Origin of the sequence: Escherichia sp. E14V7, assembly GCF_004212225.1 — a bacterium.
GTDB lineage: Bacteria > Pseudomonadota > Gammaproteobacteria > Enterobacterales > Enterobacteriaceae > Escherichia.
The window spans coordinates 218,560-233,455 of record NZ_RHJJ01000010.1 but is presented as its reverse complement, the minus strand read 5'-3'; the positions used below and the strand labels follow the sequence as shown (position 1 = coordinate 233,455).

The window sequence follows — 14,896 nt, the reverse complement described above, 5'->3', positions numbered from 1 at the left end:
CAAAGGAAAACGTTTCCGCTTATCCTTTGTGTCCGGCAAAAACATCCCTTCAGCCGGAGCATAGAAATTAATGACTGCACCATCCCAGGTATTAAAGATCCGCCGCCCAGACGACTGGCACCTTCACCTCCGCGATGGCGACATGTTAAAAACTGTCGTGCCGTATACCAGCGAAACCTATGGTCGGGCCATCGTTATGCCCAATCTGGCACCGCCTGTAACAACCGTTGAGGCTGCTGTGGCTTATCGCCAACGTATCCTTGACGCCGTACCGGACGGACACGATTTCACCCCGCTGATGACCTGTTATTTAACAGACTCGCTGGACCCCAATGAGCTGGAGCGTGGATTTAACGAAGGCGTGTTCACCGCCGCAAAACTTTACCCTGCGAACGCCACCACCAACTCCAGCCACGGTGTGACGTCGGTTGACGCAATCATGCCAGTACTTGAGCGCATGGAAAAAATCGGTATGCCGCTGCTGGTGCATGGTGAAGTGACCCATGCTGACATCGACATTTTTGACCGTGAAGCGCGCTTTATTGAGACGGTCATGGAGCCGCTACGCCAGCGCCTGACCGCGCTGAAAGTCGTTTTTGAGCACATCACCACCAAAGACGCTGCCGACTATGTCCGTGACGGAAATGAACTATTGGCTGCCACCATTACTCCCCAGCATCTGATGTTTAACCGTAACCATATGCTGGTTGGCGGTGTGCGTCCGCATCTCTACTGTCTGCCGATCCTCAAACGCAATATTCACCAACAGGCGCTGCGTGAGCTGGTCGCCAGTGGTTTTGATCGCGTTTTTCTGGGTACCGATTCCGCGCCTCATGCTCGTCATCGTAAAGAGAGTAGCTGCGGCTGTGCAGGTTGCTTTAATGCGCCATCGGCACTGGGTAGCTATGCAACCGTATTTGAAGAGATGAATGCACTACAGCATTTTGAAGCATTCTGTTCTTTAAACGGGCCGAAATTCTATGGATTACCGGTCAACGACACATTCATCGAACTGGTACGTGAAGAGCAACAGGTTGCTGAAAGCATCGCACTGACTGATGACACACTGGTGCCATTCCTCGCCGGGGAAACGGTACGCTGGTCCGTTAAACAATAAAAATCGTAGCTTCCTGTTGTCATTAGGTTATTTTACCTGTATAAATAACCAGTATATTCAACAGGGGGCTATTATGCGAATTGAAGTCACCATAGCGAAAACTTCTCCACTACCCACTGGGGCCATTGACGCTCTGGCGGGTGAACTTTCTCGTCGCATTCAGTATGCGTTTCCGGACAATGAAGGTCACGTATCGGTACGATATGCTGCGGCAAATAATTTATCGGTTATTGGCGCAACAAAAGAAGATAAACAGCGCATTAGCGAAATTCTACAAGAAACGTGGGAAAGCGCCGATGACTGGTTTGTTAGCGAATAATATGCAGTGATGTTTGTTTTTGCCGGGTCGCCCCGGCTTTTTTATATTTTAAGATTGTTCGTACAAATTTTACACTCCCTCAAAATAATTGCACAATATGCTAAAAAAATATGAACGACATGCTGTTTTATTGTTCATATAAATCTTAAAAGCAAAAAAATATCTCACTACCCCTTTAAAATTTCGGTGAATAGCCATATTTATTGATATACTGAAGTTGCTTCAGATAAAAACGCATTGAACCTCGAATAACGTTGTCTAGTAACACGAATTAGGGGGCCATGATGGAAAAAAACAATGAAGTCATTCAGACTCATCCGCTCGTAGGGTGGGACATCAGCACCGTTGATAGCTATGATGCGCTGATGTTGCGTTTGCACTACCAGACCCCAAATAAGTCCGAGCAGGAAGGGACTGAAGTTGGTCAGACACTCTGGTTAACTACTGATGTTGCCAGACAATTTATTTCGATATTAGAAGCAGGAATCGCCAAAATTGAATCTGGTGATTTCCATGTCAATGAGTATCGTCGTCATTAACATGACATGACCATCCACCCAAAAGGCACCTTAACGGTGCCTTTACCATTTCTGGGTTGTATATCGTTTGTTACTTATTTACTCTGCTTAAACCATGAGAGCAGAGAGAAAAAAATGAAATACGATCTCATCATTATTGGCAGCGGTTCCGTAGGCGCTGCAGCCGGGTATTATGCCACCCAGGCCGGTTTGAAAGTGCTGATGACCGACAGCCATATGCCGCCACATCAACACGGCAGTCACCACGGAGATACCCGATTAATTCGCCATGCTTATGGCGAAGGCGAAAAGTATGTCCCGCTAGTACTCCGTGCGCAAACCCTGTGGGATGAACTCTCCCGTCACAACGAAGAAGACCCCGTTTTTGTGCGCTCCGGCGTCATCAACCTCGGCCCTGCCGACTCCGAGTTTCTCGCCAATGTAGCCCACAGCGCGGAACAATGGCAACTCAACGTCGAAAAACTGGATGCACAGACCATTATGGCCCGCTGGCCGGAAATACGCGTCCCTGACAATTACATCGGCTTGTTTGAGGCCGATTCCGGTTTTTTACGCAGCGAACTGGCGATTAAAACCTGGATCAAACTGGCGAATGAAGCTGGCTGCGCGCAACTGTTTAACTGTCCGGTCACCGCAATTCGTCATGATGATAACGGCGTAACTATTGAAACGGCGGACGGCGAGTACCAGGCGAAGAAAGCGATCGTCTGTGCGGGTACCTGGGTAAAAGAGCTGCTACCAGAACTGCCCATCCAGCCCGTACGTAAAGTATTCGCCTGGTATCAGGCCGATGGCCGCTATAGCGTGAAAAATAAATTCCCGGCCTTTACCGGTGAATTGCCCAATGGCGATCAATACTACGGTTTTCCGGCGGAAAACGATGCTCTGAAGATTGGGAAACATAACGGTGGTCAGGTCATTCATTCAGCGGATGAACGTGTTCCGTTTGCGGAAATTGACAGTGACGGTTCCGAAGCTTTCCCATTCTTACGTAGTGTGTTGCCAGGTATCAGCTGCTGCCTGTATGGCGCGGCTTGCACCTATGATAATTCGCCTGACGAAGATTTTATTATCGATACCCTACCAGGACACGCTAATACGCTACTGATTACCGGCCTGAGTGGGCATGGCTTTAAATTTGCTTCGGTATTAGGGGAAATAGCCGCTGACTTTGCGCAAGACAAAAAAATCGATTTTGATTTAACGCCATTCCGGCTTTCCCGCTTCCAATAATCATCTTCACGGCCTCCAAGTTGAGGCCGTTTTTACAGGAGCTTTTAATGCGTCGCCTGGTGAACTATCTCATCAATAATATTCGCGAACATCTCATGCTTTATCTTTTTCTCTGGGGGGTATTGGCGATTATGGATCTGATCTATGTGTTTTATTTTTAATCACCAGGCGCTGACACAAACTGACAAAAATTTAATTTCCCTTTCATTTGGCGTGAAAATTTGAATAAGCTTATTCCAGTCGCAGCAGCATTCACCAGACATCCCTCAGCCTGGAACCACTAAACTTATGAAGGTTCTTTCATTATTAAATCAAAATTATTGAAATAAAAATAAATATCATTCGGATTGTTGTTTTTAAGTTGCAATTCATCTCATGACAGGCCATTTTCATTACCTCGTGAATATGTTCTGGATGCAGTTATGCAATTCATAAATTCCCCTCAACGCTATGGTGTTATTTCTGCCGCTTTACATTGGCTGACGGCAATTATTGTCTATGGCATGTTTGCTTTAGGTTTGTGGATGGTAACGTTAAGTTATTACGACGGTTGGTATCACAAGGCGCCAGAGTTGCATAAAAGTATCGGTATTCTGTTAATGATGGGGCTGGTTATTCGCGTTCTCTGGCGTTTGATTTCTCCTCCGCCTGGCCCATTGAAAAGCTATTCCCCCGGTATACGTTACGGAGCGAAAGCAGGCCATCTGACACTTTATCTTTTGCTCTTTGCTATTGGCTTGAGCGGCTACCTTATTTCGACCGCCGATGGCAAACCCATCAGCATCTTTGGTTGGTTTGAAATACCCGCAACGCTTGCCGACGCAGGCACGCAAGCTGACTTAGCAGGAGCTCTACATTTCTGGTTTGCCTGGAGTGTCGTCGTCCTGTCAGTTATGCACGGATTTATGGCGCTGAAACATCATTTCATCGATAAAGACGACACCCTGAAGCGCATGCTGGGAAAGTCGTCATCTGACTATGGAGTATAAAAAATGAAAAAAAGCCTGCTTGGTTTAACCTTCGCTTCCCTGTTGTTCTCTGCCGGTTCAGCTATCGCTGCCGATTACAAAATTGACAAAGAAGGCCAGCACGCCTTTGTCAATTTCCGCATTCAACATTTGGGCTACAGCTGGGTTTACGGCACTTTTAAAGATTTCGACGGTACTTTTACGTTTGATGAAAAGAATCCGGCGGCCGATAAAGTCAATGTCACCATTAATACCACCAGCGTGGATACCAACCATGCCGAGCGCGATAAACATCTGCGCAGCGCGGATTTCCTCAACACAGCAAAATATCCGCAGGCAACCTTTACGTCCACTAGCGTAAAGAAAGACGGTGACGAGCTGGATATCACTGGTGATCTGACACTGAATGGCGTAACTAAACCAGTAACGCTGGAAGCGAAGTTGATTGGTCAGGGCGACGACCCATGGGGCGGTAAACGTGCAGGCTTCGAAGCTGAAGGTAAAATTAAGCTGAAAGACTTCAATATCAAGTCAGATTTAGGCCCGGCCTCTCAGGAAGTTGATCTGATTATTTCAGTGGAAGGTGTACAGCAGAAATAGTGCTGAAACGTTGCCGGATGACGCGCATCCGGCAATGATGTTTATTCCGCAGGATCAGGTATGCCCAGTGCCGTATTCAGGCGTCCCCGCGACTTATTGAAGATTTTATTGCCATTTTCTCGCCCGGCTCGACGGCGTCGTTGTTCTTCTGGCGGTAATGCGCTCTCTTCGCAGCAAATCTCACTACAACACCCCTTGAATTTCTCAGCACACGTCGGACACTGGATAAACAGCAAGTGACAGCCATCATTTTTACAGTTGGTATGGCTGTCGCATGGCGTGCCGCACTGATGGCAATGTGCAATAATTTCATCAGAGATGCGCTCGCCCATCCGTTCGTCAAAAACGAAATTTTTGCCAACAAAACGCACTGGTAAGCCTTGTTCACGCGCCTTACGGGCGTATTCAATAATGCCGCCTTCAATATGCCAGACTTTATTAAAGCCGTTATGCTTCATCCAGGCACTGGCCTTTTCGCAACGAATGCCACCAGTGCAGTACATGACGATTTTTTTATCTTTATGCGTCTGCATCATCTCAACCGCTTTCGGCAGTTGTTCACGAAAGGTATCAGCCGGAATTTCCAACGCATTTTCGAAATGACCGACTTCATATTCATAGTGGTTGCGCATGTCGATAAACAGCGTATCGGGATCATCAAGCATGGCATTCACTTCCGCCGCTTGCAGATATTCCCCGACATTGGTGGCATCAAATTGAGGATCGTCAATCCCGTCGGCGACAATCCGCTCGCGGACCTTCATGCGCAGCACCCAGAAGGATTTCCCATCATCATCCAACGCGATATTCAGGCGTAAACCATCTAACGCAGGATCAAAAGCATAAAGCTGTGCGCGAAATGTCTCGACGTTGCTCGCTGGTACACTAATTTGCGCGTTGATCCCCTCATGTGCCAGATAGACCCGGCCAAAAACATTCAACGAAGCAAATAGCTGATATAAAGCATCGCGGGTCACTTTAGGATCGGCAATATGGAAATATTTATAAAACGAAATGGTGGTGCGCGGTTCACTCTCGGCCAGCATTTTGGCTTTCAGTGCGTCGTTGGAAATTCGGTTGTGTAACACTGGCATGGTGTACGGTTCCTGCGAGGTGGGAAAGTAAAATCCGGCGCATGATATAGCAATAATCGCAAATTAACATCCACACATTTTACGCTACATTTGCGCATTAAAAATTATTAATAGTTTACATGCGCGGCATTTTCGCCCAGTCTTCAGCCTCAAATTTTGGTTGAGGGCGAAAAAATGCGACAATACATACAATTGCCCGTATAGGTTGAAAGACAGGATTGATATGACGAATCTACCCAAGTTCTCCACCGCACTGCTTCATCCGCGTTATTGGTTAACCTGGTTGGGTATTGGCGTACTTTGGTTAGTCGTTCAGTTACCCTACCCAATCATCTACCGCCTTGGCATTGCGACGGGGCGACTGGCGTTACGTTTAATGAAACGACGCGCCAAAATTGTGCATCGCAACCTGGAACTGTGCTTCCCGGAAATGAGCGAACAAGAGCGCCAGCAGATGGTGATTAAGAATTTTGAATCCGTTGGCATGGGACTGATGGAAACCGGCATGGCATGGTTCTGGCCAGAAAGTCGGGTTGCCCGCTGGACGGAAGTTATCGGCATGGAGCATGTCCGTGACGTGCAGGCGCAAAAGCGTGGCATCCTGTTAGTTGGCATCCATTTTCTGACGCTGGAACTCGGTGCACGACAATTTGGAATGCAGGAGCCGGGGATCGGGGTTTATCGCCCGAATGACAATCCATTGATCGACTGGCTGCAAACCTGGGGCCGCCTGCGTTCGAATAAATCGATGCTCGATCGCAAAGATTTAAAAGGGATGATTAAAGCACTTAAAAAAGGTGAAGTCGTCTGGTATGCGCCGGATCACGATTACGGTCCGCGCTCGAGCGTTTTTGTGCCATTGTTCGCTGTTGAGCAGGCGGCAACCACTAGCGGCACCTGGATGTTGGCACGAATGTCCGGCGCATGTCTGGTGCCATTTGTCCCTCGTCGTAAGCCGGACGGCAAAGGTTATCAATTGATCATGCTGCCGCCAGAGTGTTCACCGCCTCTGGATAACGCTGAAACCACCGCCGCGTGGATGAACAAAGTGGTCGAAAAATGCATCATGATGGCGCCAGAACAATACATGTGGTTGCATCGCCGCTTCAAAACGCGCCCGGAAGGCGTTCCTTCACGTTACTAACCTTCTTTATGCCGGATGCGCAGCATCGCATCCGGCACATCAGCATCAAATCCCCTGATTTAGCGATAAAAGCTCTCTGCATTGCGTCACTTATAAGTCAGGCGCATAATTAGTGTGCTTATCTTTTATTCTCTTGTTCACCGCGCCCTGGCGCACCAACAGCGGATTGCTATGTCACCCTGTGAAAATGACACTCCCATAAACTGGAAACGAAACCTGCTCGTTGCCTGGCTTGGCTGTTTTCTTACCGGCGCCGCCTTCAGTCTGGTAATGCCGTTCTTACCCCTCTACGTAGAGCAACTTGGCGTTACGGGCCACTCGGCGCTAAATATGTGGTCAGGGATTGTCTTCAGTATTACCTTTCTATTTTCCGCCATTGCTTCTCCGTTCTGGGGAGGATTAGCTGACCGCAAAGGTCGAAAAATTATGCTCCTGCGCTCTGCCCTCGGGATGGGTATCGTGATGGTGCTGATGGGGGTAGTGCAAAATATCTGGCAATTTCTGATCCTGCGAGCATTGCTGGGTCTGCTCGGTGGATTTGTCCCTAATGCCAACGCACTAATCGCCACTCAGGTCCCACGCAATAAAAGCGGCTGGGCGCTGGGTACGCTCTCTACCGGTGGCGTTAGCGGCGCGCTGCTCGGCCCCATGGCTGGCGGCCTGCTCGCCGATAACTACGGCTTACGTCCGGTATTTTTTATTACCGCCAGTGTGCTAATACTCTGCTTTTTCGTCACCCTATTTTGTATCAAAGAGAAATTCCAGCCAGTCAGCAAAAAAGAGATGCTGCACATGCGGGATGTCGTGACATCGCTTAAAAACCCGAAGCTGGTACTTAGCCTGTTTGTCACAACATTAATCATCCAGGTCGCCACCGGTTCAATCGCGCCAATCCTGACACTCTATGTCCGCGAACTGGCGGGGAATGTCAGTAATGTTGCTTTTATCAGTGGCATGATTGCCTCGGTCCCCGGTGTGGCTGCGCTACTTAGCGCGCCACGACTTGGCAAACTGGGGGATCGTATCGGGCCAGAGAAGATCCTGATAACGGCGCTGCTCTTTTCTGTGCTGCTGTTAATCCCTATGTCTTACGTCCAGACACCATTCCAACTGGGGGTTTTACGCTTTTTACTCGGGGCCGCCGATGGTGCGTTACTCCCCGCAGTACAAACGCTACTGGTCTATAACTCAACAAACCAAATCGCCGGACGAATTTTCAGCTACAACCAGTCATTTCGTGATATTGGCAACGTTACGGGACCATTGATGGGCGCGGCCATCTCGGCAAACTATGGTTTCCGCGCAGTGTTTCTGGTCACCGCAGGAGTTGTGTTGTTTAACGCGGTTTATTCCTGGAACAGTTTGCGTCGCCGCCGATTGCCCCAAGTGACAGGCTGATTTTTCGCCTTTCATACTTGCAAAAGCGCATAATCAGCTATTCTTTCCCTGAATACATCATCAAATCAAAGGGAGAATCGTGATGACTATGTACGCAACACTTGAAGAAGCCATTGATGCCGCACGGGAAGAATTTCTTGCTGACAACCCCGGAATTGATGCAGATGAAGCAAATGTGCAACAGTTCAATGTCCAGAAATATATTCTGCAAGATGGCGACATTATGTGGCAGGTTGAGTTTTTTGCTGATGAAGGCGAAGAAGGTGAATGTCTGCCAATGTTCAGCGGTGAAGCTGCACAAAGCGTCTTTGACGGCGATTATGATGAAATTGAAATCCGCCAGGAATGGCAAGATGAAAATACGCTGCATGAATGGGACGAAGGCGAATTTCAGCTTGAGCCGCCTCTGGATACTGAAGAAGGACGCGCTGCTGCCGATGAATGGGATGAGCGTTAATTACTCATATGGCCCATGTTGAATATCAATAGGCAGCAGTAAGGTATCAAAGACGAGGGAGAACGGCAGATCGAGGATCGTAACATAGCGCCATGCGGAGTCACGAACATCCCATTGCACTCCGGGATAATATTGGTTGCCATGCCCCTGCCCCGGTAAAGTGCGGCTAATGATGCTGCCACAGCCACTCAGTAAGGTAACCATGATGCCTACCACAATGAAACGCATTTGATACCTCTTTCCTAAAAAAATACCGGCATTACGCCGGTATTTTTATTGGCTCGTTGTTTTTGCCGGATGCGGCGTGAATGCCTTATCCGACCTACAAAATCTTGCAAACTCAATATATTGCAGGAACGATGTAGGCCTGATAAGCGTAGCACATCAGGCAACTACGTTTTTATTTCGAAGCCGCATCCGGGTTACGCAATGCCTGTGGATTCAGCTTTATCCCTTCATAGTAACTCACCCATGAAGAATATTTCTCCGGAGAGTTCCATACGCGGAAATGCAAACGTGCCATCGTTACCGGATCGCTCAAAAGCACCAGACGACGATCGCGGTTCAGCTTCTCTGGCGTCTCGTTCAGCGCCTGTTCAACGTGGCGGTCACGGGCGATTTCCAGCACCTTACTGGCGCGGTGACGCGCGGTCGCCATTGCCGTTGCCAGGGCGTTAAACGACGGGTTAAATACCGCGTGCATAAAGCCATCGTCGAGAGAACGTTGACGGTTCATCTCAAGGAAACGATCGGTATCTACCAGCACCTGCGGCGGTGAATACTCTTCCGGGATCAGGAACAGTTTCCAGCGTTTAGCACGCAGCCCCACGGTCGCACGACTGGAGATCACCGAAACAAACGGTGACAGGATCAGTGAGAAGACAATCGGCGCCAGCCAGAACAGGAATCTCAGATCCAGCCATGCCATGCCAACCGCCCACACCAGGCCCAGTAACAGTTGCGAACCGTGACGTTTAAACGCTTCTCCCCAGGAAGTGGAGTCATCATCACGTTGCGGTGAATTCCACACCACCTCCCAGCCGAGGAATGCACTGACCACGAATACCGTATGAAACAGCATGCGCACCGGCGCCAGCAGTACGGAGAACAGCACTTCCAGCAGCAGCGACAAGGTGACGCGCCAGAAGCCACCATACTCTTTAGTCCCTTTGCACCAGATGAGCAAAATACTCAACAATTTTGGCAGGAACAGCAGCACCATTGTTGAGGCAAACAGTGCAATCGCCAGTTCAGGACGCCATTGCGGCCACACCGGAAACAACTGCCGTGGTTGCAGGAAGTATTGCGGTTCGGTCAACGCATGCACTACCTGTAATGCGGTCGAGAGCGCGAGGAACATAAACCACAGCGGCGCAGAGAGATAAGACATTACCCCCGTCAGGAACACCGCACGGTGTACCGGGTGCATCCCTTTGACCAGGAACAGGCGGAAGTTCATCAGGTTGCCGTGACACCAGCGACGGTCACGCTTTAGCTCGTCCAGCAAGTTTGGTGGCAACTCTTCATAAGAGCCCGGGAGATCGTACGCAATCCATACTCCCCAACCTGCACGGCGCATCAGTGCCGCTTCTACAAAGTCGTGCGACAGGATTGAACCAGCAAAAGAGCCTTCACCCGGCAACGGCGCCAGCGCGCAGTGTTCGATAAAGGGTTTCACGCGGATAATCGCGTTATGCCCCCAGTAGTGCGACTCGCCAAGTTGCCAGAAGTGCAGACCGGCAGTGAACAATGGCCCATAAACACGGGTCGCAAACTGCTGGCAGCGCGCGTACAGCGTATCCATACCAGATGCTTTCGGCGAAGACTGGATAATCCCGGCGTTCGGGTTGGCTTCCATCAGGCGCACCAGGCCGCACAAGCAATCACCGGTCATCACTGAATCGGCATCCAGCACTACCATGTAGCTGTACTGACTGCCCCAGCGACGGCAGAAGTCATCGATATTACCGCTTTTACGCTTTACACGACGGCGGCGGCGGCGATAGAAAATCTGCCCTTCTCCGCCGACTTCAGCGATAAGCTCCATCCAGGCTTTTTGCTCTGCGACGCAGATATCCGGGTTGTAACTATCACTCAGAATGTAGACATCAAAGTGTTTAGCATTGCCGGTGGCTTTTACCGATTCCCACGTTGCGCGCAAGCCTGCAAAGACGCGATTCACGTCTTCATTACAGATGGGCATGATCAATGCCGTACGATGCTCCGGGTTTAGCGGCTCATCGCCAACGGTCGACGCAGAAATACTGTATTTATCGCGACCAATGAGCAGTTGCAGGAACCCCATCAACGCGGTCCAGAAACCGGCAGACACCCAGCAGAAAAGAACAGCAAAGAGGATCAGAATGCCGGTTTGCAGCATATAAGGCAGGAGCTGCATAAAGGAAACCCACAGATCCTGATCGACCATATCAACCGGATTAATAAACGCCCACCCCTGGTACGGAAGAATCGTCTTCATGTACCAGGTGGCGACAACGGTTTGCGCCAGTGTCAGGATAAGCAGGATATAACGACGGATTGTCCCGACGGTACGCCATTTTTGCTCGCTTTCCTGTTCTTCTTTGGTCAACCGAGCCAGATAGCGCGGTGTCACATCGCGCCCGCGCAGACGATCCCAGAATCGCCCTACCGGGTTAGTTCGCCACGGGTCGGGAAACATAGAGGAACGTTTTGCTTTCGGCATGGCCTGCAGCTGATCGCGTCCTTCGTCGTCTTTAATTAACTGCCCATCAGCCAGCGAATCCGGCCAGGCTTGTTCAAGACGCGCCTTCACCGACCCTTGCGGGGAGTCATCCTCCCGCGCCCAGGTGCGGTGTTCGGCATCCAGCGCCTGATGAACGGCGCGGATATCGGTCTTCGGCAATGCCGCTTTCTCACTGGCGGAGATGGGCATTGCGTCAATGTACTCAGTTGTTTTATTCATTGGCAGGTAACTGGTAGCTCCAGGTTTCACTCAACGTCTGATCGGCATTCACCAGCGCAGCACGCATTTCAGTGGTTTTCTTGGCATCTTTCACTTTCACGCGCATTACCAGACGCCAGCCTTTGGTGACCGGGTTATAACGCACTGTACTCTCTGCAATCTCACCATTATCGCCAATACTGGTTTGTGCGGTGACTGGCGTATCCGCTGGCAGTTTTTTCATTTCTGCACCAGTAAAATCGACCACAAAGGCGATAGTACCGTCAGGTTGACGAATCAGGTTTGATTGTTTCACATCCCCCGTTGAACGACGCGTCTGCTGTACCCAGGCGTTATCTGGCGCATGCAATTTGTCTTCATCCCGGCTGAAGGTGATGGTGTATTTAAAGTTCATCTCTTTACCCGGTTCCGGCAGCTGGTCCGGCGTCCAGTAAGCGACGATGTTATCGTTAGTTTCATCGTTGGTCGGGATTTCTACCAACTCAACGCTACCTTTACCCCACTCCCCTTTCGGTGTTACCCAGGCGCTTGGACGCAGATCGTAACGGTCGTCGAGATCTTCAAAACGAGAGAAGTTGCGGCCACGCTGTAACAGACCAAACCCTTGCGGATTCTCCATAGAGAAGCTGCTAACTGCCAGATGTTTCGGGTTATTCAGCGGACGCCAGATCCACTCGCCGTTACCGGCATGGATAGACAAGCCGTTTGAGTCGTGCAATTCCGGACGATAGTTATTCGCCGGAGACGGCTGGTTCGGTCCGAACAGGAACATACTGGTTAGCGGCGCAACACCCAGTTTGCCGACTTTGTCGCGCAGATAAATTTTAGACTGCACATCAACAACCGTGTCACGCCCTGGCATAACCACAAACTTGTAAGCGCCTGTCGCTCGCGGTGAGTCAAGCAATGCATAAATGGTTAAACGTTTATCAGTCGGTTTTGGACGCTCGATCCAAAACTCTTTAAAGCGCGGAAATTCTTCACCGGATGGCAACGCGGTATCAATTGCCAGGCCGCGTGCAGAAAGGCCATAAACCTGACCTGCACCAATCACGCGGAAATAGCTGGCCCCGAGCATGCTGACGATTTCATCGTTTTTATCTTTGCTGTTGATCGGGTAAAGCACTTTAAAACCGGCAAAACCAAGGTCTTTTACCGTGTCTTTGTCATGCTGAACATCGCCGAATGTAAAATAATCCGGACTGTATTTGATTCTTTTTACTGCCGTTGCAGTAACTTCATTGATTTTGACCGGCGTGTCGAAGTACATACCCTGATGGTAGAACTCGAGCTTGAATGGGGTCTTCAGATTGTTCCAGTAGGCTTTGTCATGATTAAACTGGATCTGCTGATAATCCGCGTATTTCATGTCGCGGAAAACGGAGGGCAAGTTGCTTTTAGGCGTCTCATAGCCTTTTCCGGCTAAGGATTGAGCTTGCTTTGCAACATCGTCAATGCTGAACGCCCAGCTTGAAGAGGTATACAGGGTTAACATTACTGCAGCACTCAACCAACGCATTTTCATCATTTGTAGTTTATGTTTCATAATAAGTAAGCACTTCCCCCTTTGTGTGCTTATATCGATCCGATCTATTTTAATGGATAACCAGCCATTACGACAACAGAATCCCGGTGTTATTCAGCATGCTGGCTCATGGATTAAGCACTTGATTGCGGCCGTTTTCACTTTCCGTGCTTCTCCTAAAGACAGAAGCAGCGAGTTCGTGTAGGGTTTGCCAGCAAATTTATTTATCAACAGTCTTACAGACGCTTCCATTTTGGTTAGTGGTAGTGACTATGCCGCGCAAAAACACCCGTGAAGCCTGTGCCAGATGCGGTCAGGTCGATGTTGTTATGGCAAAAGCCTAAAGGCATTACCCGGCAGGGATAAGACGAAAAATCCGAGATTAGTTAATCATATATGAATCCAGTACCCGCGCAGCGTGAATATTTCCTCGACTCCATCCGCGCCTGGTTGATGTTGTTAGGGATCCCTTTTCATATTTCTTTAATCTATTCAAGCCACACCTGGCATGTGAATAGCGCAGAACCATCCTGGTGGCTGACACTTTTTAACGATTTCATCCACTCGTTCCGCATGCAGGTATTTTTCGTTATTTCTGGTTATTTTTCCTACATGCTTTTTTTGCGCTACCCATTGAAAAAATGGTGGAAAGTTCGCGTCGAACGTGTGGGGATCCCGATGTTAACGGCCATTCCTCTGCTGACCTTGCCGCAATTCATTATGCTGCAGTATGTCAAAGGCAAAGCAGAAAGCTGGCCTGGCCTGTCATTATATGACAAATATAATACACTGGCCTGGGAATTAATTTCGCACCTGTGGTTTTTACTGGTATTGGTGGTCATGACGACACTTTGCATATGGATATTTAAGCGCATCAAAGATAATTTAGATAATTCCGAAAACAAAAATAAAAAATTCTCAATGGCTAAACTATCGGTGATCTTCTTATGCCTCGGCATCGGCTATGCGGCAATAAGAAGAACGCTCTTTATCGTTTATCCGCCTATTTTAAGCGATGGCATGTTCAATTTTATTTTCATGCAGGCGCTGTTTTATATGCCGTTTTTTATCCTTGGTGCATTAGCTTTTATTTTCCCTAATCTTAAAGCCTTGTTTACCACACCTTCTCGTGGTTGCACACTTGCTGCAGCAATGGCATTTGTCGCATATTTGCTCAATCAACGTTACGGTAGCGGCGATGCCTGGATGTATGAAACCGAGTCGGTGATCACGATGGTACTCGGCTTGTGGATGGTGAATGTGGTTTTCTCCTTTGGTCACCGTTTGCTCAATTTTCAGTCGGCGCGGGTGACCTATTTTGTAAACGCATCGCTGTTTATCTACCTGGTTCACCACCCGTTAACGCTGTTTTTCGGCGCATACATCACCCCGCATATCACCTCAAATTGGCTTGGTTTTCTCTGCGGTCTGATATTTGTGATAGGGATTGCGATAATTCTGTATGAAATTCATTTACGCATTCCGTTGTTGAAGTTTTTGTTCTCCGGAAAACCGGCCATTAAGCGCGAGAATGATAAAGCACCAGCCCGCTGAGCCA

The 14,896-nt window shown here is 49.1% G+C and carries 15 protein-coding genes; 11 read left to right on the top strand and 4 right to left on the bottom strand.

Going from position 1 to position 14,896, the window contains the following annotated elements; genetic code table 11:
• Positions 1-70: 70 nt before the first annotated feature.
• The 7 genes from pyrC to D9741_RS12235 all read left to right on the top strand — a co-directional run bounded on the left by pyrC (position 71) and on the right by D9741_RS12235 (position 4,776).
• Positions 71-1,117: a dihydroorotase gene (gene pyrC / locus D9741_RS12265; protein WP_130215868.1), complete on the top strand. Its 1,047-nt coding sequence runs from the start codon at positions 71-73 to the stop codon at positions 1,115-1,117.
• Positions 1,118-1,190: 73 nt separating this feature from the next.
• Complete coding sequence (dinI, locus tag D9741_RS12260; RefSeq protein WP_001217771.1) at positions 1,191-1,436, top strand: DNA damage-inducible protein I; 246 nt, start codon at positions 1,191-1,193, stop codon at positions 1,434-1,436.
• A 284-nt stretch (positions 1,437-1,720) separates the two neighbouring features.
• Complete coding sequence (bssS, locus tag D9741_RS12255; protein ID WP_000414435.1) at positions 1,721-1,975, top strand: biofilm formation regulator BssS; 255 nt, start codon at positions 1,721-1,723, stop codon at positions 1,973-1,975.
• A 114-nt stretch (positions 1,976-2,089) separates the two neighbouring features.
• Positions 2,090-3,208 carry an N-methyl-L-tryptophan oxidase gene (gene solA / locus D9741_RS12250; RefSeq protein WP_130215866.1) on the top strand — a complete coding sequence of 373 codons (1,119 nt, stop codon included), beginning with the start codon at positions 2,090-2,092 and terminating at the stop codon, positions 3,206-3,208.
• A 47-nt stretch (positions 3,209-3,255) separates the two neighbouring features.
• Positions 3,256-3,369, top strand: coding sequence for a YceO family protein (locus D9741_RS12245; protein WP_001253741.1), 114 nt, complete (start codon positions 3,256-3,258; stop codon positions 3,367-3,369).
• Between the two features lie 261 nt (positions 3,370-3,630).
• Complete coding sequence (locus D9741_RS12240) at positions 3,631-4,197, top strand: cytochrome b (protein WP_130215864.1); 567 nt, start codon at positions 3,631-3,633, stop codon at positions 4,195-4,197.
• A 3-nt stretch (positions 4,198-4,200) separates the two neighbouring features.
• The gene (locus D9741_RS12235) at positions 4,201-4,776 is read left to right on the top strand and encodes a YceI family protein (RefSeq protein ID WP_064528519.1); all 576 of its coding nucleotides are present in this window, start codon (positions 4,201-4,203) and stop codon (positions 4,774-4,776) included.
• A gap of 41 nt (positions 4,777-4,817) precedes the next feature.
• Here D9741_RS12235 and D9741_RS12230 read toward each other — a convergent pair whose 3' ends face one another.
• Positions 4,818-5,870 (bottom strand): rhodanese-related sulfurtransferase, encoded by a 1,053-nt coding sequence (locus tag D9741_RS12230; RefSeq protein ID WP_130215862.1) that lies wholly within the window; start codon positions 5,868-5,870, stop codon positions 4,818-4,820.
• A gap of 223 nt (positions 5,871-6,093) precedes the next feature.
• Between D9741_RS12230 and lpxL the strand changes: the two genes are divergently transcribed.
• The 3 genes from lpxL (at position 6,094) to D9741_RS12215 (ending at position 8,869) form a co-directional block, all read left to right on the top strand.
• A complete protein-coding gene (gene lpxL, locus D9741_RS12225; protein ID WP_130205487.1) occupies positions 6,094-7,014 on the top strand; it encodes a kdo(2)-lipid IV(A) lauroyltransferase in 921 nt (306 codons plus the stop codon).
• 171 nt (positions 7,015-7,185) lie between these two features.
• Positions 7,186-8,412 (top strand): multidrug efflux MFS transporter MdtG, encoded by a 1,227-nt coding sequence (gene mdtG, locus D9741_RS12220; protein ID WP_130215860.1) that lies wholly within the window; start codon positions 7,186-7,188, stop codon positions 8,410-8,412.
• Positions 8,413-8,494: 82 nt separating this feature from the next.
• The gene (locus D9741_RS12215; RefSeq protein WP_130205483.1) at positions 8,495-8,869 is read left to right on the top strand and encodes a MysB family protein; all 375 of its coding nucleotides are present in this window, start codon (positions 8,495-8,497) and stop codon (positions 8,867-8,869) included.
• Here D9741_RS12215 and D9741_RS12210 read toward each other — a convergent pair whose 3' ends face one another.
• From D9741_RS12210 to mdoG, 3 genes are all read right to left on the bottom strand, one after another.
• On the bottom strand, positions 8,870-9,097 hold the full coding sequence (locus D9741_RS12210) for a YceK/YidQ family lipoprotein (RefSeq protein WP_130205481.1): 228 nt from the start codon (positions 9,095-9,097) through the stop codon (positions 8,870-8,872).
• Between the two features lie 172 nt (positions 9,098-9,269).
• A complete protein-coding gene (mdoH, locus tag D9741_RS12205; protein WP_130215858.1) occupies positions 9,270-11,813 on the bottom strand; it encodes a glucans biosynthesis glucosyltransferase MdoH in 2,544 nt (847 codons plus the stop codon).
• On the bottom strand, positions 11,806-13,341 hold the full coding sequence (gene mdoG, locus D9741_RS12200) for a glucans biosynthesis protein MdoG (protein ID WP_130216141.1): 1,536 nt from the start codon (positions 13,339-13,341) through the stop codon (positions 11,806-11,808). The genes mdoH and mdoG overlap by 8 nt, the downstream gene beginning before the upstream one ends.
• 393 nt (positions 13,342-13,734) lie before the next feature.
• On the opposite strand from mdoG, the gene mdoC reads away from it, so the two are divergent.
• Positions 13,735-14,892 carry a glucans biosynthesis protein MdoC gene (gene mdoC / locus D9741_RS12195; RefSeq protein WP_130215856.1) on the top strand — a complete coding sequence of 386 codons (1,158 nt, stop codon included), beginning with the start codon at positions 13,735-13,737 and terminating at the stop codon, positions 14,890-14,892.
• Positions 14,893-14,896: the final 4 nt, after the last annotated feature.